Source organism: Marinoscillum furvescens DSM 4134 (genome assembly GCF_003386095.1).
GTDB lineage: Bacteria > Bacteroidota > Bacteroidia > Cytophagales > Cyclobacteriaceae > Marinoscillum > Marinoscillum furvescens.
Genome location: NZ_QREG01000022.1, coordinates 71,618 through 91,790, shown reverse-complemented (window position 1 = coordinate 91,790; position 20,173 = coordinate 71,618). Strand labels below are relative to the sequence as shown.

At 43.6% G+C, this 20,173-nt stretch carries 23 protein-coding genes; 15 read left to right on the top strand and 8 right to left on the bottom strand.

The features are described from left to right. On the top strand, window positions 1-357 hold the full coding sequence (locus tag C7460_RS19025; RefSeq protein WP_115869723.1) for a four helix bundle protein: 357 nt from the start codon (window positions 1-3) through the stop codon (window positions 355-357). A gap of 27 nt (window positions 358-384) precedes the next feature. Further along, a complete protein-coding gene (locus C7460_RS19020) occupies window positions 385-1,557 on the top strand; it encodes a thiolase family protein (protein ID WP_115869722.1) in 1,173 nt (390 codons plus the stop codon). 29 nt (window positions 1,558-1,586) lie between these two features. On the opposite strand, the gene C7460_RS19015 is transcribed toward C7460_RS19020, so the two are convergent. Beyond that, window positions 1,587-1,976 (bottom strand): tellurite resistance TerB family protein, encoded by a 390-nt coding sequence (locus C7460_RS19015; RefSeq protein ID WP_115869721.1) that lies wholly within the window; start codon window positions 1,974-1,976, stop codon window positions 1,587-1,589. A 602-nt stretch (window positions 1,977-2,578) separates the two neighbouring features. Then, on the bottom strand, window positions 2,579-3,238 hold the full coding sequence (locus C7460_RS19010; protein ID WP_115869720.1) for a response regulator transcription factor: 660 nt from the start codon (window positions 3,236-3,238) through the stop codon (window positions 2,579-2,581). 120 nt (window positions 3,239-3,358) lie between these two features. On the opposite strand from C7460_RS19010, the gene C7460_RS19005 reads away from it, so the two are divergent. The 3 genes from C7460_RS19005 to gdhA all read left to right on the top strand — a co-directional run bounded on the left by C7460_RS19005 (window position 3,359) and on the right by gdhA (window position 7,651). Beyond that, window positions 3,359-3,868, top strand: coding sequence for a hypothetical protein (locus C7460_RS19005; RefSeq protein WP_115869719.1), 510 nt, complete (start codon window positions 3,359-3,361; stop codon window positions 3,866-3,868). 172 nt (window positions 3,869-4,040) lie between these two features. Further along, window positions 4,041-5,942, top strand: coding sequence for a CASTOR/POLLUX-related putative ion channel (locus C7460_RS19000; RefSeq protein ID WP_115869718.1), 1,902 nt, complete (start codon window positions 4,041-4,043; stop codon window positions 5,940-5,942). A gap of 356 nt (window positions 5,943-6,298) precedes the next feature. After that, window positions 6,299-7,651 (top strand): NADP-specific glutamate dehydrogenase, encoded by a 1,353-nt coding sequence (gdhA, locus tag C7460_RS18995; RefSeq protein WP_115869717.1) that lies wholly within the window; start codon window positions 6,299-6,301, stop codon window positions 7,649-7,651. A 334-nt stretch (window positions 7,652-7,985) separates the two neighbouring features. On the opposite strand, the gene C7460_RS18990 is transcribed toward gdhA, so the two are convergent. Continuing rightward, window positions 7,986-8,681: a metallophosphoesterase family protein gene (locus C7460_RS18990; RefSeq protein WP_115869716.1), complete on the bottom strand. Its 696-nt coding sequence runs from the start codon at window positions 8,679-8,681 to the stop codon at window positions 7,986-7,988. A gap of 2 nt (window positions 8,682-8,683) precedes the next feature. Then, complete coding sequence (locus tag C7460_RS24425; RefSeq protein WP_262511861.1) at window positions 8,684-8,818, bottom strand: hypothetical protein; 135 nt, start codon at window positions 8,816-8,818, stop codon at window positions 8,684-8,686. A gap of 72 nt (window positions 8,819-8,890) precedes the next feature. Between C7460_RS24425 and C7460_RS18985 the strand changes: the two genes are divergently transcribed. Continuing rightward, the gene (locus tag C7460_RS18985; protein ID WP_115869715.1) at window positions 8,891-9,229 is read left to right on the top strand and encodes a Rieske (2Fe-2S) protein; all 339 of its coding nucleotides are present in this window, start codon (window positions 8,891-8,893) and stop codon (window positions 9,227-9,229) included. Here C7460_RS18985 and C7460_RS18980 read toward each other — a convergent pair. Beyond that, window positions 9,216-10,412 (bottom strand): sodium:calcium antiporter, encoded by a 1,197-nt coding sequence (locus C7460_RS18980; protein ID WP_115869714.1) that lies wholly within the window; start codon window positions 10,410-10,412, stop codon window positions 9,216-9,218. The two genes, C7460_RS18985 and C7460_RS18980, sit on opposite strands and share 14 nt — an antisense overlap. Window positions 10,413-10,511: 99 nt before the next feature. Here C7460_RS18980 and C7460_RS18975 point away from each other — a divergent pair, with 99 nt between their 5' ends. The 5 genes from C7460_RS18975 to C7460_RS18955 all read left to right on the top strand — a co-directional run bounded on the left by C7460_RS18975 (window position 10,512) and on the right by C7460_RS18955 (window position 13,625). Further along, complete coding sequence (locus tag C7460_RS18975; RefSeq protein WP_115869713.1) at window positions 10,512-10,949, top strand: ABA4-like family protein; 438 nt, start codon at window positions 10,512-10,514, stop codon at window positions 10,947-10,949. 56 nt (window positions 10,950-11,005) lie between these two features. Continuing rightward, window positions 11,006-11,767, top strand: a complete 762-nt coding sequence (locus C7460_RS18970; RefSeq protein ID WP_115869712.1) for an SDR family NAD(P)-dependent oxidoreductase — start codon at window positions 11,006-11,008, stop codon at window positions 11,765-11,767. A gap of 50 nt (window positions 11,768-11,817) precedes the next feature. After that, window positions 11,818-12,231, top strand: a complete 414-nt coding sequence (locus tag C7460_RS18965; RefSeq protein WP_245986479.1) for a TerB family tellurite resistance protein — start codon at window positions 11,818-11,820, stop codon at window positions 12,229-12,231. Between the two features lie 68 nt (window positions 12,232-12,299). After that, window positions 12,300-12,695: a tellurite resistance TerB family protein gene (locus C7460_RS18960; protein ID WP_115869711.1), complete on the top strand. Its 396-nt coding sequence runs from the start codon at window positions 12,300-12,302 to the stop codon at window positions 12,693-12,695. Window positions 12,696-12,773: 78 nt separating this feature from the next. Continuing rightward, window positions 12,774-13,625 carry a hypothetical protein gene (locus C7460_RS18955; RefSeq protein WP_115869710.1) on the top strand — a complete coding sequence of 284 codons (852 nt, stop codon included), beginning with the start codon at window positions 12,774-12,776 and terminating at the stop codon, window positions 13,623-13,625. On the opposite strand, the gene C7460_RS18950 is transcribed toward C7460_RS18955, so the two are convergent. Together C7460_RS18950 and C7460_RS18945 are read right to left on the bottom strand one after the other, a co-directional pair. Further along, on the bottom strand, window positions 13,602-14,426 hold the full coding sequence (locus C7460_RS18950; RefSeq protein WP_115869709.1) for an arylamine N-acetyltransferase family protein: 825 nt from the start codon (window positions 14,424-14,426) through the stop codon (window positions 13,602-13,604). The two genes, C7460_RS18955 and C7460_RS18950, sit on opposite strands and share 24 nt — an antisense overlap. Beyond that, a complete protein-coding gene (locus tag C7460_RS18945) occupies window positions 14,423-15,526 on the bottom strand; it encodes a hypothetical protein (RefSeq protein WP_221409583.1) in 1,104 nt (367 codons plus the stop codon). The genes C7460_RS18950 and C7460_RS18945 overlap by 4 nt, the downstream gene beginning before the upstream one ends. A gap of 65 nt (window positions 15,527-15,591) precedes the next feature. Here C7460_RS18945 and C7460_RS18940 point away from each other — a divergent pair, with 65 nt between their 5' ends. The 3 genes from C7460_RS18940 (at window position 15,592) to C7460_RS18930 (ending at window position 18,530) form a co-directional block, all read left to right on the top strand. Next, window positions 15,592-16,164, top strand: a complete 573-nt coding sequence (locus tag C7460_RS18940) for a DNA-3-methyladenine glycosylase I (protein WP_115869707.1) — start codon at window positions 15,592-15,594, stop codon at window positions 16,162-16,164. A 68-nt stretch (window positions 16,165-16,232) separates the two neighbouring features. Further along, the gene (locus C7460_RS18935; RefSeq protein WP_115869706.1) at window positions 16,233-18,293 is read left to right on the top strand and encodes a T9SS type A sorting domain-containing protein; all 2,061 of its coding nucleotides are present in this window, start codon (window positions 16,233-16,235) and stop codon (window positions 18,291-18,293) included. Between the two features lie 18 nt (window positions 18,294-18,311). Then, complete coding sequence (locus tag C7460_RS18930; RefSeq protein WP_115869705.1) at window positions 18,312-18,530, top strand: Kazal-type serine protease inhibitor domain-containing protein; 219 nt, start codon at window positions 18,312-18,314, stop codon at window positions 18,528-18,530. Here C7460_RS18930 and C7460_RS18925 read toward each other — a convergent pair. Beyond that, window positions 18,527-19,024: a hypothetical protein gene (locus C7460_RS18925; protein ID WP_115869704.1), complete on the bottom strand. Its 498-nt coding sequence runs from the start codon at window positions 19,022-19,024 to the stop codon at window positions 18,527-18,529. The two genes, C7460_RS18930 and C7460_RS18925, sit on opposite strands and share 4 nt — an antisense overlap. Before the next feature lie 49 nt (window positions 19,025-19,073). Here C7460_RS18925 and prfA point away from each other — a divergent pair, with 49 nt between their 5' ends. Continuing rightward, a complete protein-coding gene (gene prfA, locus C7460_RS18920) occupies window positions 19,074-20,147 on the top strand; it encodes a peptide chain release factor 1 (protein WP_115869703.1) in 1,074 nt (357 codons plus the stop codon). The last annotated feature ends 26 nt before the right edge of the window (window positions 20,148-20,173 follow it).

Below are 20,173 nucleotides of genomic sequence, written 5' to 3'. Positions count from 1 at the left end.
ATGCATAACTTCAAAGAACTAAAAATTTGGCAAAAGGGAATTCAACTGGCAGTAGATCTTTACAAGCATTCAGAATCTTTTCCAGACACGGAAAAATTTGGTTTGACTTCACAAATGCGCCGTTGTGCTGTCTCCATTCCATCCAATATAGCAGAAGGCTGCGGACGAAAAACGGATAAAGATTTGTCAAAATTTTTAGCTCATTCATTGGGTTCACAATATGAGTTGGAAACACAATTAATTATTTCTAAAGAGATTCAAATTTTAGACAATGAATCGTTTGAAAGTCTAACATCAGAATTAAATGAAATTCAAAAAATGACCAGGACATTAATCAAGAAGTTTTCTAATGTCTAAATTCTTAAAATCTCAAATAACATTAATATGGATGCATATATAGTAGCTGGATATAGATCTGCAGTAGGAAAGGCCAAAAAAGGCGGATTCCGATTTTATCGACCGGATGACCTGGCCGCAGATATCATCAAACACCTGGTCAATTCGGTAGACGGATTTGACCCAAAACGCGTAGATGACCTCATCGTAGGCAATGCCATACCCGAAGCGGAGCAAGGCATGCAGATGGGCAGAATGATTTCTTTACTTTCATTGCCGATAGAAGTGCCCGGTATGATTATCAACAGATACTGTGGATCCGGACTGGAAGCCATTCACCTGGCATGTGCCCGCATTCACTCCGGCACTGCAGATTGTATCATTGCAGGAGGTACAGAGTCTATGTCATTGGTTCCGATGCTTGGTTATAAAACTGCCCTCAACTGGAAAATCGCAGAGAAGAATCCGGACTATTACCTGAGCATGGGACTTACCGCTGAGGAAATAGCCACAGACTACAAGATCTCAGTTGAAGACTCCAATAAATTTGCGATGGAGTCGCACCAAAAGGCAGCCAAAGCCATAGCCGATGGCAAATTCAAAGATGAAATTGTGCCTATCGATGTAGAAGAAGTTTTCGTAAAAGACGGAAAACGTCAAAAACGCTCATTTACAGTAGATACCGATGAATGCGTAAGAGCCGAAACCAATATGGATACCCTTTCAGCATTGCGGCCAGCCTTTAAGCAAGGTGGACAAGTGACAGCTGGCAACTCCTCACCTACGTCGGATGGAGCTGCCTTTGTGATGGTGATGTCTGAGAAAATGGTGAAGGAGCACAACCTGGAGCCTATTGCACGTATGGTGAGCTACACTGCTGCAGGCGTGAGTCCACGCATCATGGGAATAGGTCCTGTGGAAGCGGTGCCAAAGGCACTGAAGCAAGCTGGACTCCAGCAAAATGATATTGACCTGATCGAATTGAATGAAGCTTTTGCCCCTCAGTCATTGGCAGTAGTGCGTGAGCTCGATCTCAACACAGAAATACTCAATGTAAACGGAGGAGCTATTGCGCTAGGTCATCCATTGGGCTGTACTGGTGCCAAGCTTTCGATTAGTTTGTTCAATGAAATGGGCCGACGCAAATCAAAATATGGAATGGTGACTGCCTGTGTGGGTGGTGGCCAGGGAGTGGCAGGTATCTACGAATACCTACGCTAAGCCATCAAATGCAAAAGGGTAGCCAGCGGCTACCCTTTTCCATGATATTTCTTTTTGATTTTTTGAATTTCACTTTTCAGCTTCACATTGGCATGTACCTGACTGTACAGATCCATCACTGCCTCTAAGGGATATCCGAGCTTTTTGGCCATAGCCATGCAGTAGCTGATCTCTTCATCAAAAATTTTACCGTCTACTTTCATGAGTTGTACCAGGTGATGGAGCGTATCAAAGCGCTGGTCGTCCGAAAGCTCATCAAAATCAATGACATGATTTTCCAATTCGAATATCTGCGCCACATCTTCTTCAGATAATCCGTGTGCATGCGCGATGCGCATAATCAACCTGCGCTCGCTCTCGTCTACTTCCCCGTCCATACCGGCAAGGTTGATCAATATTGTCAATTGATTTTTGTCCATAGCTGTGAAATGAAATAGTCTTGAAGAATTTACTACCAAAATGCTAGTGGTACAACAAGCCGAGCTAAAAAGTAAAGTGAAAGTGGATGCTAGTGAGATGAGTTGGAAAAAAGAAAAGTCTCTCGCTGACTAGACAAGAGACTTAAAAGTAATCCTCTTCAGATTACATTGACTTGCAAAAAAGGAAATACCAGGTAAGGTTTCCTTATGACTACCAATAAGTAACAGTGAATGACAAAAAGGTTGGAATCGATGTGAAAAAAAATAAAAAGAAAGAGCTGAAGCGAACATTTAGTATTGAAGAAAGAAATGTGATACCAAAAGATTAAGCGAAATGGAATTGATAATGCTTCAAGCTCTTCCTTTTAACCATCAACCTAGTGCAGTAATGAAACTGCTCTGCTAATTTAGATAATCTCGCTGTTGGGTAGATTGGCCGAATGGTATCTGAAACAATCAAATGGTCCCATATAGCTGGCAATCGATGATTTACGCAAAACGGACCTCACCTAAATGCCGTAGAAAAATACCCTGTTTTGGGTAGATAGCTTTTTTGCAATTATGGAAGAATCTATGAAGGTCTCTGTATGAGGACGATTTGCTTAGAGCGAAACGATTTGATTTTGGATGGCAAACTTGACCAGGCCTACGGCATTTTTACAGTCCGTTTTTCGCATAAGGTTTTTTCGGTGCGTATGAATGGTTTGCTCACTGATGAAAAGCTTTTCACCGATTTGTTTCATAGTGAGCTCCTGGCAGATAAGCTCCAGTATTTCTATTTCCCTTTTCGTCAGTTGGCTTTTGTCATTGAAAAAAGGCTTGGACACTCCTCCGTGCTTGACCTTCTGATGTAGGGCACGTGCTACTAGCTGATTGTAGTAGAAGTCATTGTTTAGCACAGAAACAATCGCTTTCTGTACTTCTTCAGGTTCAGCGCTTTTGAGCAGATAGCTATGCACGCCTATTTCTATAAGGTCTGAAATCAACGCCAGCGAATCATGCATAGAAATCATGATGATGTGAGTATCTGGAAACTTACTAACTACTTTTTTGGCTGTTTCACGCCCATCCAGCACGGGCATTTCCAGGTCGAGCAAAAGAATGTCAATGTGTTCGTTTTTTAGCACATCTAGCGCCAACTGTCCGTTTTCAACATTTTCAACAGATTCCACTCCAGGAAAAGTCTGTACCATCATGGACAAGCCTTTTCGAAAAAGCGTATGATCGTCTGCAATTAATACTTTGATCGACTTTTGTTCCATTTCACTCACTGTGCGCTAAAATTAACCAATCTACCCTGTATTTAGCTAATAAGATTCATCAAAGTAATACTTTTGAGTACTCTTGATTGTTTTGGCTCCACCACAAATGGTATAGGTAACATGTATAAATGGATCATTCTAATAGTGCTGGCTGTAGGCTGCCATCCCGCAAAACATGAACCTGTGGATCCTAAAAGTCTATCGTTTACCACTACGGATGCCTCCGAAATGTATTTTAAAAACATTCGACAATCCAGCTATACGGTGGAAATTAGGAAAGAGGCTGGCATCAATATCTACAGACCCAATACACTACAGAATGTGCTTATGCCTTTAAAGCCAGTTTTGTTAATAAACTGGAGGCATGACAAGGCATATGTGATCTTAGAGTCCACGGAAGCACAGCAGATAGATCAGGTGATCATAGCTCAGGATACACTCTCATACGAAGAAGGTGTGCCGAAGCAAAATTCGACGTTGGCAACGCACATTTACAATGCCATTCTACAGCAGCAAAAAGTAACTGTATACTTAGATTCATCATCGCTTTCGATGTTTGGCCACCCCACTCATCAAGATTATTTTCGTACTACTCTTTTTGATTTTTATCGCCTGGTAGAGATTCGCTAACTACCAAAGAAAACGGTTTGAACTAACCTAACGCTGCATAACTCATTGACCTTTAAATTGTACTACCCGTAAAACAATCGTTTGAGAATGTACGCAGTGAACCCTCTTTAAATTTATATTTTGGGTTAGTTTTGCGTATCTTTTCAAGACTTACATAAGACGTCATTCCCGAATGAGTAAAATACCGTTCAAAACCCGCTTAAATTATAAATTTGACAGTTTTATCTCTAAAGGTACCGTAGCCATGATCTACGGCCTGGGTATTCTGTCGCTTATCATCATTACCGTTTTTGGCGTCTTATTGCTTCTTTTTGGGCTACACCCAGACCATGATAGTAATTTTACCATCTTCGAATCGCTATGGGTAAACCTTACCCACGTACTAGATCCCGGAGTATTGGGTAATCATGAGGAGAATTGGCCCTTCCGGCTTTTTATGATGTTTACCACATTCTTAGGTCTGGTCATTATCTCCACACTCATTGGTTTGGTGTCCAATGGTATCCTTTCCAAAATGGATGAACTAAGAAAGGGTCGATCGTTTGTGATAGAAAAAGACCATGTGCTTATCCTGGGCTGGTCTTCAAAAATATTTACCATCATTTCCGAAATCTGTATAGCGAACGAAAACCAAAAGCGAGGAGTCATTGTGATCCTTGCCGATATGGACAAGGTACTGATGGAAGATGAAATCCGCGACAAAGTAGGCAGCACTGGAAATACTCAGGTAATCTGTCGTACAGGAAACCCCATTGATGTACATGATCTATACATCGCAAACCCGTTTGATACCAAGTCCATCATTATTTTGGATAAGGACAATGAAAACTCTGATTCGCAGATTATCAAAACCATCGTAGCGATAGTGACCAATCCGGATCGTAGAAAAGAGCCGTATCACATCACAGCAGAGATGGAAGACAAGCGAAACTTTGAAGTGGCCAAAATGGTGGGTAAAGATGAAGTGGAGCTTATTCTGTCGGATGAAATCATCTCTCGTATCATGGTTCAGACCTCACGCCAGTCTGGTTTGAGTGTGGTTTATATAGAGCTTATGGACTTTGGTGGTGATGAGATCTATTTTATGGAAGAACCACAGCTAGTAGGTAAGACCTTCCGCGAAATCTTATTTGCTTATGAAGATTCGGCCATCATGGGTATCCAATATGCCGATGGTTCTGTGGAAGTAAATCCTCCAATGGATACCATCTTCCGAGAAGGCGATCAGGTGATCGGTATCACCGAAGATGATGATACGCTCATACCTAATGCTCCCGTACAGATCTCTACGGAAGAAAACAAAATCGTATATACTGAGCCCGAAAAAGGAGAGTCAGAAAAAATACTCATTCTGGGATGGAACAACCGTGCAAGATACATCATCAAAGAGCTGGATTACTATGTGCCACACGGCTCTAAGGTGCGAGTGGTTTCTAAGTTTGATGATGCGGAAAAAGCCGTTAATAAATTAAGCAACCAGGTAGAAAACATTTCACTGGAGTTTGAAGTGATGGACACTACCGATCGTGAGACCCTGGAAAGCATGAACCTCGGTCAGTACGATTACATCATCTTGCTGTGCTATCAAAACTACTTCCCTATACAGGAAGCAGATGCGCAGACACTCATTACCCTACTTCACCTGAGAAACTTCACCGAGAAGAACGGCGACAAGTACAAGATAGTATCAGAGATGCTAGACATACGAAACCGACAGCTAGCAGACATCACGAGTGCAGATGACTTTATTGTAAGTGATAAGCTCATTAGTTTGCTGATGAGCCAGGTTTCAGAAAATAAGTTCCTCATGCGGGTATTTGAAGATCTGTTTGATGCGGATGGCTCTGAAATCTACATCAAGCCTGCAAAAGAATATGTAAAAGTGGGTGAGCCTATGAATTTTTACACCATACTCGAATCAGCCGCTCGCAAAAACGAAGTGGCCATAGGCTATCGTGTAATCACTGAGGCAAAAGACGCCTCCAGAGGGTATGGAGTATATGTCAACCCTCCAAAATCAAAGAGCTTTACCTTATCAGAAAATGATATGGTAATCGTACTTTCAGAAGACTAAGTACTACTGGTTATCCAGTGCTTCTCTAATTTGCTTTAAAGCTTTACGTCTATACAGTCGGGTGCTATGGCTCATCTTTGGAATAGTTTCCAGATAGTCAAGCACCTCATTTTTTTGATTACGATTGAGACGTTTCACTTTAGAAATAATCTCCGACTCTAGTTTTGTTGAATAATGCATAGCAATGGTGGTTTATGCTTACCAATATAACTAACTAGCGTTACGCAAGGTTTAGCTCCGTATCAATTTATAGTTATTACTACGGATAGTCCACTGCGTATTTTTCCGCTATGTTTTTGATAAAAAAAACTCTATCTTCAATGAAGAGTTACTATTCAAAAACAGGAATCTAACATATGGCTAACCAATCCAAAAATGTAGAGGCGTTTGTAGATAAAATCGCCCAGAGAAACCCATACGAAACGGAATTTATCCAAGCCGTAAGAGAAGTGGCCGAAACCATTGTGCCCTTCATAGAAGATCACCCAAAATACAAGGAATCCAATGTTTTGGAGCGAATTTGTGAACCAGAGCGTGTGGTGATGTTTCGAGTTCCGTGGGTAAATGACCAGGGTACTATTGAGGTAAATCGAGGCTATCGCGTACAGATGAATTCGGCCATCGGCCCATACAAAGGTGGTCTGCGTTTTCATCCTTCGGTGAACCTGTCCATATTGAAATTTTTAGCTTTCGAACAGGTATTTAAAAACAGTCTAACCACCCTCCCACTAGGTGGTGGAAAAGGAGGTAGTGATTTCAATCCAAAAGGTAAAAGTGATGGTGAAGTGATGCGCTTTTGTCAAAGCTTTATGACCGAATTGGCCCGGCACATTGGCGGCTTTACTGACATACCTGCCGGAGATATTGGAGTAGGTGCACGAGAGATTGGTTTTATGTACGGTCAGTATAAGAAAATCAAAAATGAATTTACCGGTGTCCTTACCGGAAAAGGCTTACAGTTTGGCGGTAGTTTGATCCGAACTGAAGCTACAGGCTATGGAGTGGTTTACTTCAGCAAAGAAATGCTCGAAACCCGCGGCGATTCACTGGAAGGTAAAATCTGTGCGGTGTCTGGAAGTGGTAACGTGGCCCAGTACACCATAGAGAAACTTATAGAGCTTGGCGCAAAACCAGTGACCGTATCAGATTCTGGCGGATGTATCTATGACAAGGACGGTATAGATACCGAAAAGCTAGAGCTCATCAAGAAAATAAAAAATGAACAACGCGGACGCATTAGCGAATATGCTGATCAGATAAAAGGTGCCGAATTCCATAAAGGAGTGACTCCATGGAACATCAAGGTAGACCTGGCCTACCCTTGTGCCACTCAGAATGAGCTGCCCGAAGAAGATGCCAAAACACTCATAGACAATGGCTGTATGGGAGTGTTTGAAGGAGCAAACATGCCGACAACAGACGGAGCCTTACATCTGATCAAAGAAAATAAACTGTTATTTAGCCCAGGCAAAGCTTCTAATGCCGGAGGGGTGGCTACTTCTGGTCTGGAGATGTCACAAAATTCTCAGCGCCTTTACTGGACGCGAGATGAAGTGGACTATCGCCTGAAAATGATCATGAAGAGTATCCACGAAAACTGTGTGGAATATGGCCGCATAGACGATAATTATATCGACTATGTAAAAGGTGCCAATATTGCCGGCTTTGTAAAAGTAGCAGATGCCATGATTGCCCAAGGTGTGGTATAAACGGATTGGCCACAGCACCGAATAAATTGGGCTTTTATCCATTTTACTTTTAAAGAATCTCCTCGAAAGGTCTATCCAGAACTTTTCGAGGGATTATCTTTACAACAAAAAAAGCGACAATTATGGCAATGCTCGGAATTATCATCATCATGTTTGTGGCAGCGATCGTATGCCCGATCATCCTACCTAACAATAAGGTAAGCTCTCACGAGAAAGATCACGTGTAATTTACCTGGGTTTCAATACCCACGGGAGTAGATATGTATACTTTGTTTACATCAGACCTACTTTTTCTGAATATCGATTAGAAGAAGTAATTACTTTTTGGCAAGAATCACTCGCAGTTAGGCTGCGAGTGCAGTTCCATGCTATTCAGCTCTAGACAGAGCAGCTCACCCATATCTTCACGCTCGTCTTTGTAAAAGCAACCATTATCCAATGGCAACACTTTGTGGTAGCTGTTGATATGTTCCGCTATTTCATTTTTAGGATGCGGAACGTGACCATGAACTATCGTTTTATTTTGTGCCTTTGACGAATCGTAGTAATACGAGCGGATGTTTAGCATGTCTTCTTTGCCTAAAAATGGATTCGAAAGATTGAAATTGAATCCGGCATGTACGAGTATGAAGTCACCACAGATAAAATAATGGTGAAGACTCTCCAAGAAGCTAATGTATTTGGATTTCGTTTCAGGATCTAGATCAAAAAATACTTCGCTGTTGTGGTCTGCGAGCTGAGCCTTGCTGGCCTCATCTCCATCACGAAGGTATTTGAGCAGTATCAGGTCATGATTACCAAGCACGGGATGTACGGTATGAGTTTCGCACAGTTCCATTAGATAATCTAGAGCGCCTTTGCTATCAGGACCTTTGTCTACATAGTCGCCTAGAAAAAACAGGGTGTCCTCTGGTGTAGGTTGGAGATTCTCAATAAGCTGCCTCAAGGTTTTGACACAACCGTGAATGTCGCTAATGACCAGTTTTCGACCCTTCGGCGCGGGAATTACTTTGCCTAACGGGTTAGACATGCTTATTCTTTTGACTCTTTCTGGCTTTCTTTACGGAAATCGATGAAAGAAAGTGCAGCACCAAAAGCGGCTAGAATAACCACAATGTTTACAAATAGATTTACTCCGTCAGTTACGGCAGGGTTTGTAATTTCCATGACTCTTTTTTATTTACTGCGAATATAAAAGTTTTAAGACATTTAGCTGAACACCATCGAGCAACTTTGTGCATGAACTCTAAAGAAATCCTACTTTTTGATAATCGAAACGACGCTGACCAGCTCCTCGCAAAACAAACCATCGTAGAGTTGGCCATCGACGGAGAGCGTTGGCTGTTTACCAAATACGACGAATCGTACTTTCTGTTTGAAAAGCATTGCCCACATTTTGACTACCCCCTAAAAGAAAGCCCAATCAGTGGAACAGGCGAAGTGGTATGCCCATGGCACAACTATCGATTTTCACTTATTCGCTCGGGTAGTGAGTCTGAGCAAAGATGCAGACCCCTGCGCGTAATCAGGGCACGAGTAGATGATCAGAAAATTTTGGTAGCGTTTAACTCAGGCTAAACAAGCGAACTACAGAAACCAGCCAATCAGCGATGGCCTGTGCAGTATCATTGCCTGCTCCTCTTCCCACCACGTATAGCACAAACAAAAAGTACATGCCCAGTAGCAGGCTGGCTTTCAATCTCCCGATGTAACCTCCTGCTACAAAGATCAGCAAAACAGCCGCTGTGAGTAGCCACAGTAAAAATCGAAGCTCTCCGCTCAGGTCTACCATCTCCTGCGACATAGGGATAGGGCCGTAGATAAGTGTAAATAAGAACAGTGGGAAACCAAGAGCAAAACAAATATCAAAGATGTTGCTACCCAGCGCATTGGAAATGGCATCATCGTATTGTCCTTTCTGCGCATCTTTGATAGAGATGATAGTATCCGGAAAACTAGATGCCGCTGATGCTAATATCAACGCTACAAACATGACTGGAATTCCCAGTCCCTCGAATTGTCCCAAAAAGGGGACCTCATAAGTATCATGACCAATCCACTCACATGCGAGCACGAGCAGGTAGCAAACCGCAGCTATACACATAGTGGCAAAAATGAGCAGGCTCCAGGCATTGAAGTCATTGATTTTACGCTTGCCAATGAAAACACGCTCCAGATCTAATGTGATCAGGGCCAGCCAGAAATTCTTTTGCTTACGATCCGGGTCCTCAAATTGCTCCTCGGTGATGTGTGTTTCCTCGAGTAGTTCTTCTCTTTTGGACTTATCCATAGACCAAAACATGTAAACAATGTAGATCACATAGATAAGCATAAGCATCAGTCCGTGGTACCAGTCTAACACTGATCCGCTGATCAGTACGATGAACAACAACTCAGCGATTAGCAGGCTAATGCCATCCCGAAGCATGACTTTTTTTGATGCTCTTACTTTGGTAGTGAGTCCTATACCAATTACCGCCAGCACCGCTACGGCTGGTATGACCATACTGTTGAAAATAGCTGATCCGGCTGTGGTACCAATACCCCCAGAAAACCCTTCAGCATCTTTCATAATAAAAAGAAAGAACAGCGAGGTAAACACTTCTGGCATGGAACTGGCCACGGCGTTGATTGTAGCACCACGCACTCCATCGGAGAGATTTCTTCCTACATACTCCGAGGCAACCATAAACCCGTCCCCCGCTCTCCAGATTACCAGGCAACAAATAGCTATTAAAATAAGCGGAATGAGAATACCCATTGACAATACATTAATTTGGTAAAAGTTAATTGACTGGGAGGTAGGACTAATATACAAATTTTATTCATCCTACCTTGAAAATGTACCAATCTTTCAGATATGCAATACCTCAATACCCTTTTTGACCTTAGCAATAGTTTAGCATTTTTAGCCTGGGCGTTAATGATTTTTACTCCACGTTGGCGGTATACGCAGTATTTGGTGCGGTGGATGGTGTTGCCGGCTGTTTTTGCCTTAATGTATACTGTGGCCTTACCGTTTGTTTTAGACCTTAGCATAGCTGATCTGTCTACGCTGGACAAACTTCAGGTGGCATTCCAACAGAAAGAAGTATTGCTACTGGGCTGGTTACATTATTTGGCTTTTGACTTGCTGGTGGGTTGTTGGGTCTACCAAAGGTGTATGCGGCGCGAGGTGTCTGCCTGGTTGCGTATTCCGTCATTGGTTTTCACCTTTGTCACCGGCCCATTGGGGTTTCTACTATTTATAGTGGCTCATCTGATCCGCTATAAGCGCTGGCCCGGTCTGGAACTTTAGCCTGTGTTTACCTTAAAATTTAAATATCTTTAGTCGCCTAAAAAAGACATGAACGGATGTATGTAAACTTATCTGGACTGAATATACTGGTAACAGGTGCTAGCAGGGGCATTGGCAAAGCCATAGCCACCAAGCTGGCAGAGGCTGGAGCATCTATAGCCATACACTACAACAAAAATGTGCGTGAAGCTGAAAACCTTGCCCATGTGCTGGGTAACGAATCAAAGGCATTTCAGGCTGATCTGTCTAAAGAAGATGAAGCGGCCAAACTATTTGACCGGGTGGTGCTGGAGATGGGAAGCGTAGAAATCCTGATCAATAACGCCGGCGTGGCAATATCTGCTCCACTAGATGCTACAGAAGAAGACTGGAACAATGCCTGGAATCAAACGATGATGGTAAACCTCACTTCTGCGGCGGTGCTTTGCCGCATGGCGGTCAATCATTTTGTGAAGCGTAAGAGTGCTGGCCGGATCATCAACATAAGTTCACGTGCCGCATTCAGAGGAGATCAGGCAGAGTATCTGGCCTATGCAGCTTCAAAAGCCGGCCTGGTAGCACTTACCAAGTCCATAGCCAGAGCATATGGCAAAGAGGGTGTCAAGGCATTTGTAGTAGCTCCGGGATTTGTGCGTACAGACATGGCCAAGGATTTTATGGAGCAGTATGGCGAAGAACACACCAAAGGGGATGTAGCACTGGAGCGACTCACCGAACCCAAAGACCTGGCACCGCTTGTCACATTTATAGCGAGTGGTATGGCAGATCATAGCACTGGCTCTACATTTGATATCAATGCAGGCAGCTATATGCACTAACTTGCGGTGTATTGGTATAAATCTTTATCTTTATCATAAAACGACCTCCCATGGATAATTTTAAATCTCACATGCGATCGCTGGTTCAATTGGCCATGTCCGATCATTCTTTTTCAGATATCGAAAAAATGCTCATTTTTAGTATAGGAAAGGCACATATGATGCCTGAGGAGGAGATAGAAGAGCTAATCACGGAAAATATCAATCAAAAAGGTAATGTGGAAATTACTTTTTCGGCATTGTCTTTTGATGAAAAGTTCGAATACCTGTACAACATCATTCAGCTCATGAAAATTGACAGCAAGGTGTTTCTGAGTGAAATCAAATACTGTGAGCAACTTGCTGAAAAGCTAGGGTTTGATAAAAAAGTAGTCAAAAAAATATCAGCCAGAATATACTCTGACCCGGGGATCACTGCGGATAGAGAGTCACTCAAAAAAGAAGCCAAGAAATTTGAAAAATAAAGGTGGGTTTGCGAGTGATGCTGACCAAAATTATATTTAAGCTTTTGAAAACCTGACCATAGAATCTTATGAGTATAAAATCACAATTGAGTACCCTCATCCAGCTAGCTAAAATAGATGGAGAATTTGCAGGTGAAGAGCGCGAGCTCATCATGATGCTGGGTAAGGCAAATGGCATTTCTGAAAAAGAGGTGCTGGAGCTGGTAGAAAACCCCGAACCACTTCCGCCGCTTTCTACTATGACAGACGATGACCGTTTTGAATATCTGTACAACATTGTACAACTCATGAAGATCGATAGTCAGGTCTATCTGAGTGAAATCAAGTATTGTGAAGAACTAGCAGAAAAGTTAGGGTTCAAAAAAAGTGTCATTTCCAAATTGAGTTCTAAGGTATTTAGTGACCCGGCCATTACTTCTAACCGGGAAGCACTGAAACGTGAAGTAAGGAAATTTCAACACTAGACTGATTCATGCACAGGGCTCCATATCGGAGCCTTTTCTGTTTAGCAGCACACCTCATACGACAAGCTATCAATTCTTATGCAGCCATTCGACTGGAGATCATTTGTACCTACCGATTCAGATGACCTGATCAAGGCCCGATTGCTTCTGCACCATGCCATACAGAATGTGGCTGCTGTGGGCAGGCATTTTTCACCTCCTACAGCCAATGACTTACACGCTACGCTGGTTTGGGTGCCCGGCCTGGGACGGATGGCAGGCCGCTGGGTGACGGGCGAAATTGACTTCCGGAGTTCTATTAGCCCTGAAGAGTTTTCAGTCTATCTGGTAGACAAAAAAGTACAAACGCTAGGAGCTCTGGATCTGGAAGGTTGTACCCATAGCGAAGTGCTCATCTGGCTGGAAGAGCAAATTGGAAAATTGGGACTGGATGCTTCTAACCTCGCCATGAATCTGCCCTATGAATTGCCAGACTTTCCCACACAGGCAGGTCAGCCCTTTCATCTTGACTCCAAGCGTGGCATCACTGAGCTGGCCAAATGCTATCACAATACTTACATCATGCTACGGCAGATGCGTGAGGAGCTAGGTGCCGAAGGGCAAGAAATCCTTATTTGGCCTCACCACTTTGATATGGCGCTGGATGTCATCATCAAAGACTCTGGCGACCCGGAAACTACCTCCAAAATCGGGCTTGGTATGTCTCCAGGTCATGAGCATTTTGAGCGGCCATATTTCTATGTAAACTCCTGGCCACATACTGACACTTCTCTTTGTAAAAAACTTAGCGGACAGGCGCTCTGGTATAGTGATGACTGGACTGGAGCCATACTGCCACTGAAGTCGGTCTACGAAGACAACCAGCCCGATACGCTTCATACTTTTTATCAGGAGGCCGCTGCTTGTCTAATCGAGCTGCTGACGAAGTAGCTGAGTCTCAGTAATACCAAAATAGTCTTTCAGGTGAGTGTAGAACTCATCCTGGTTTTGGATAGCATGTTCAGTTCGCTCACCCTTAAGATTCAGAATGAGTTTTCGGTCTGTGAGGGTGATCCGGCCTTCTGGGGTCAGTACCGTGATAAGCTTTTGCCGGGTAAAGTGAGATGCCGAAGATTTTTGATGGAATTCGCATCGAGGGATAAACTCAATCAGCTCATGAGGTTGGAATGCAAATCGATAAACCGTCTGGTAATAGCTATTGTCTTGTGATTTTTTCAATACCCAGCGCTCATCCGGATCTTTCTCAAACCGGTAATAAGTAGTAAGGTCTAGCTGTGGATCAGGGCTGATTCGCTTAGGTACGGAAAATAGCTCACCAAATCCTACGTCGCACAAATAGCTTTTTCCTTCGATCTCTACAAACACTACCATGTGATCAAACGCCGGGCTGAAAGTTTCGTCTTTTTGGAACACTTCTGCGGAGCCTAGCCGGCAGTTAAAGCCGAGGTTGGCCAGCAGATGATAAAAGAGTCCGTTGAGCTCATAGCAAAACCCACCCCTCTTTTTCACTATCACTTTTTCATAGAGTTGACCCACATGCAGAATAATTGGCTGACGGTAGTGGATGTCCAGGTTTTCAAAAAAGATATGTAGCAGGTGGGCCCGGTGTAGCGTTTTCAAATACTTCAAATCCAACTTTGGGCTGTGGTTAACACGGATTCGCTCCAGATACTTTGCCGTATCAATGGCCTCAGCCTTGGGTCGTTTTTTAAAGTAATTGAGTTGGCTCATTGCTCCAATTCCTGCCAGAGATTAAAGAGGAAGTTTTGGAGTGCCTGCTCCCAGGTAGCATCTGCGTCCCATACCTTACCCACATGAAGGTCTTTGAGCGCAGTTTGTTTGATGTAGTATTTGGTGACACTGGCGTTTACCGGAATCTGTACAAGGTCTGACTCATGCTCCAGATTATAGGTGTGCGTCATGTAGTGCGTCTCCGCTGCAGATGTGGGGTAGTTGAGGATGTTTTTTACACTTCGCCCGGTACTGCTCAGACGCAGGAGTGCGTACTGGTAGCCTTGCTCGTACAGTGCGTCACTATCAGTTTCTTCTACCAGCTCCCATTTATAGGGGTAGTGCTTGGTGAGAATTTCTTCAAGCCGGGCATTCTTACGCTCCACTTCCTGATTGTAGGCATTAATGTCAGCGTTTAGCTCTGGGTCTACATCATCTCTCACAGGTATTTTCTCAAAAGGCACTACCGCCAAAGTGAGGCTCTGGATTCGGGTAGGATAGTTTTGGAGTCGGGTGCCCGAAAAAGCCACCAGGTCACCCAAAAACTCCGGGCCTTCTGGTATGATGAAATTGCTGCGCTCTATTTCTTGGCGGAGTACCTGTCGGCCAAGCCGTAGCATCACGGTGCTGAGCGACTGATCACTTTCTTTCCAGCCCTGCTGGCCGTTTTTCACATATTCTTCCTTGTCAAACGGAGTGACGGTGAGGTGATAGGTACCAGTGTATTCGTCCCCTTCCTGTTTGAGGTAGATCAAATTTTGCACCATGCGCTGATCAAAAAGTCTTTTGTAAGCATCCTGCACTTCTGGACCGGCGTTTACATCATCTTTATAGAGGTATGCGATCGGGTCTACGCCGATTTTGCGCAATGTCTTGTGAGCAGTACGGGCCAATTTTTTCCAGTCGCCGCGCATTTCAAACCTGCCTTGCTTCACCGAGGGTACAGACACAATCACAATGCTTCGTTCGCTCGTCAGGTTTTCGGGGAGCTGGTCAGTAAGCTGCACAAACTTGGGGCTACCCACCTCCAGCATATCAGTTTGCTGAGCATGTGAAAGCATGCCAAATAAAAAACAAGCCAGGAATACGGTGTACTTCAAGTGCATATTGTCGCTAGTGAAATTTAAATTTATATATTAACCTGCAAAGCACAAGTCTATTATTTATGGAGCCAAAAAGATGCCATTGGGCGGAGGGTACTTTCGATCAGTATATTAGCTACCACGACGAAGAGTGGGGCGTGCCCGTACATGACGATCAGACCCATTTTGAGTTTTTAGTTTTGGAAAGTGCTCAAGCTGGCTTGAGCTGGAGCACCATTCTCAAAAAGCGTGAGGGCTATCGCAAAGCTTTTGCTGATTTTGACGTGCAGCAAGTAGCCCTTTTCACAGAGGCCGAGATCGAAACGCTCACCACCTGCAAAGAAATCATTCGCAACCGGGCCAAGATAGCCGCAGCAGTAAACAATGCACAGCGCTTCATAGCCATACAGGAAGAGTTTGGCAGTTTTGATGCCTACATCTGGCGGTTTGTAGATGGACAGGTAAAAATAGGACATTGGAAATCGCACGCTGAAGTGCCGGCCACCACCGTAGAGTCAGACGCTTTGGCCAAAGACCTCAAAAAACGCGGATTTAAATTTTTGGGCTCCACCACCATCTACGCTCATATGCAAGCCGTAGGCCTGGTACAGGACCATACGGTGGATTGTTTTCGGTATCGAGAGTTGCAAAAATGAAACTCTGAAGTTTGTAGCATTTATAATATTTAAAGACTCCGTTATATTTGGGTTTTTAATGTACAGCTATGAACAAACTTATTATTTCACTTTGGACTTTCACTTTTATACTCGGAGAGTTGTCTGCTCAAACCATTACTATCAAGCACCCTCCTGAGGCCCATACTTTTGCCGTCGGAAAACGACCCAATGTTATATTTACTTCACCTGCAGATGCGCCCAGTGGATCGCAGTTTGACTATGAGTTAAAAGTTTGTCAAATAGAAGAAGGTCAAACGAAACAGGAGGCAATATCAGAGAATGACCCGTTTTTCTTTAAAAGCATCGACGCTGTAAATGTTCCAAATCAACAGCCAGTTGAGCTACCCTATTTTTCTACAGATCAACTTCAAAGTCAGTTTGCGGTACAAGTAACGGCTGATATTATAAAAGATGGGGACACTACTTTTGCGTATAGTAACATCCAGACGTTTTATTCACCGCTTAGAGTTCCATTCTTTTATGTGGGCAACGTAATGGTGAAAATGGATACGGGTAGTACAGACATAGATAATTATTGGGGGATTGGAAATATTAAATACCTCTTTGAAGATGCTCGCAGGGATTCATTGCGTATAGAAGTGGATGGTCTCAAATTGACTCACTCCTATGGGTATCATTACATGGACGGAGGCAGAATAACCATAGATACTGCTATTGAGTACTCATTTACACCAAGAATTAACCAAAACCTTGCTGATTTCCAGTTTACCACTGATTCATTTTTACTTTATTCCAATAGCTCATGGATATATAATAAAGGAGTTACGATCAATGCTGCGAAAGATTTTGAAAACATAAGTGATATCAACCTTTCGTTTAAAGGTCGAACAAAACACCTCCGATTTGAGGGGCCATTTGGCTCCATGACACTGGAGGACACCCTTACCGTTCCGATTTCAGATGCTAACATGTTCCTGGAATTTCTTCCAACAACAAAAATTAACCTTTACAACCTTGAATATACTTTAAATTATGACCTGGCATTCCATCACCCAATGCTCAAAACGACGAAAGACACGTCTTCAATGATCTTTAGATGGAACGCAGAAAGCAAAGGACAGACACACAATTATCTGGATTTGGATGATTTCATGTCAGATACATTGGTGTTTTCACAGGCGATGAACGCACATTTAATTCTAGGTCATCATGGACATAGAGGAGCTGTAATTGATTTAAGCGATACCATTTCTCCCTATGCCATGCCTAAAGATTGGAAAGGCATCTATTTCAGAGATGCTATGCTCACTTATCCTGAGCATGAGACTCAACACAAAGTGAACAACATACTTGTACACCCTAATGGAATCGATGCAGTAATATCTCATGTGCTGGAGGATTCATTAGTAATGCCTTCGATACCCTTCAATCATTCGTTTCACAGAGTCCATTATTCATTAAAGAATTCTACTCTGGATCATGTTTCCAGATTAATAGGCAATATTGATTCAGAACTTATTGCAGACTCTACAAGAGTTATGTTCATTTCTTTGGAAAATGATCAAATGACCTATCCTTTTGTTATAAGGTCTGAAGGTGATACCGTACACTTTACGCCTCCATATGGTTTGCCTACTACTAGAATTACCGACAAAACGGCTATGATAAACTGGATAGATATGGGGGCTGAATTTACCTATGAGGTCGATATTTCCACAGACACATTTAAAACGTTCGTGCCGGACTACCAAGCCAAAAAGCTAACAGATCATACCGCTTTGCTTGTAGGGTTGGACCCAGACACAGATTATCAGTATCGAATTCGAGCTTACCAGGACGATGAGTTGGTTAGCCAGTCCACATCAGATATACTATTGGCGTTTCGTACCAAACCTCTTGTATTAGGTCAGATTGAACGAGCGCATATCTATCCAAACCCAGCTAGAGATAGACTTTTCATGACACTTGAATCGCCATTAAGCCAAATATCGCTTAAACTCATAGATCTTTCGGGAAAAGTATATTTTAACGATATGGTAAAATCTTCCGGTAGTAAAAAATTCAGCTTGGATATAGCTGATTATCCCAAAGGGATTTATTTACTGAGTATTGGAGAAGGTTCCCCTACAAAAGTGTTTATTGAGTAATAAATATCATTTCATAACATGAAACTACTCACTTTTACACTACTCATGGCTGTGGCTGCAGCCTGCCAAAAGTCTGATGAAGATTGCATAGACGAATCCAAAATTGATAAAGATGCCATCTGCACGATGCACTATGATCCGGTTTGTGGCTGTGATGGTGTCACCTATAGCAACAGCTGCCATGCAGCTGCTGCAGGTGTCACTAGCTATGAGTCTGGCCACTGCCTCAAAGACTAAAGCTGCTCGATGACTATTTTTTTGGGTAACAGAATCTGCCATATGCCACACAGTGCGGTTGAGTCGGTGCAGTTTTTTATGGGTTCAGTCACCAGAAAATAGCCGCTGGTAAGCTCTTGGATATGGATGTCCGCTGCCTCGGGCGCATAGCTATACGCTTCCCATACAGGCAATGCCTCTTTATGCAGCGAATTTTCAAAATGCTGATCAGTCACCAGCAATCGAGAAATGCTGGCCTCCAGGCTGTCTGCCAACTGCACCACTCCCAATGGGCCGTCAGTATCAAACTGATTTCTCGCGCTGTGCACCACCTTACGGCTCACCGTCTCCGCACCAGCCATCAGCTCAGCTTTGGTGAGCCGCTTAAACTCCCGGCTGGCCATTTCTTCTTTTACCGCTTCACGGTCCACCGGCTTTCCGGGGCTGCATGCCGCCATCGAGCTCAAGAGTATAATCACCACAATGATTGATAGGTTGTTTCTGGCCTGCTCCATAAAAGTCCTTAAGCTTTCGTTAATTTTGCAAGATTAAAGTAAAAAATGGATGATTGATAAACTAGAGGCAATCAAGAAAAGGTTTGAAGAGGTAAGTCAGCTGATTGTGCAGCCCGACATCATTGCGGACATGGACAACTATGCCAAGCTGAATAAAGAATACCGGGACCTGGAAAAGGTTGTAAATAAATACGATGAGTACCTCAACGTAACGGGTAACATCAAAAATGCAAAAGAAGTACTCGAAACAGAGAAAGACGAAGAGTTTCGGGATATGGCCAAAGCAGAGCTAGACGAGCTGGCACCGCGGGAGGCAGAGCTGGAAGAAGAGCTCAAGTTTATGCTGATCCCCAAGGATCCTAACGATAGCAAAAACGTCATTCTCGAAATCCGTGCCGGAACAGGTGGTGATGAGGCAGCCATCTTTGCGGGTGATCTCTACAAGATGTATCAGCAGTATGCTCAGTCGCAAAACTGGAACTTCAACATCATGAGCCTTACAGAAGGATCTGCCGGTGGTTTCAAAGAAATCGTGATCAGTGTGGAAGGTGAAGATGTCTATGCCAAGCTCAAATTTGAGTCCGGAGCACACCGGGTGCAGCGTGTACCTCAGACAGAATCACAAGGCCGGGTGCATACCTCTGCAGCCACCGTGGCGGTACTCCCCGAAGCTGAAGACGTAGATGTGGAGCTCAACATGGGCGATATCCGCAAAGACACCTTCCGGGCATCCGGTGCTGGAGGGCAGCATATCAACAAAACAGAATCTGCCGTGCGACTGACCCACGCTCCTTCAGGGCTCGTGGTAGAATGCCAGGACGGTCGATCTCAACATGCCAACTACGACAAAGCACTCAAAGTACTCCGATCGAGACTGTATGAGATCGAGCTGAAAAAGCACAATGAAGCCATTAGCTCTCAGCGAAAAACCATGGTAGGCTCAGGTGACCGGTCAGACAAGATTCGTACATACAACTACCCTCAGGGGCGGGTGACGGACCACCGCATCAACCATACGGTGTACAACCTACCCAACATCATGAATGGTGAAATCGAAGAGTTTATCGAGAAGCTGCGAATTGCTGAAAACACAGAGCTGCTCAAAGCTGAAACGCAAGACTAAATGAGCTTCCGCTGCGTTGGTACTGG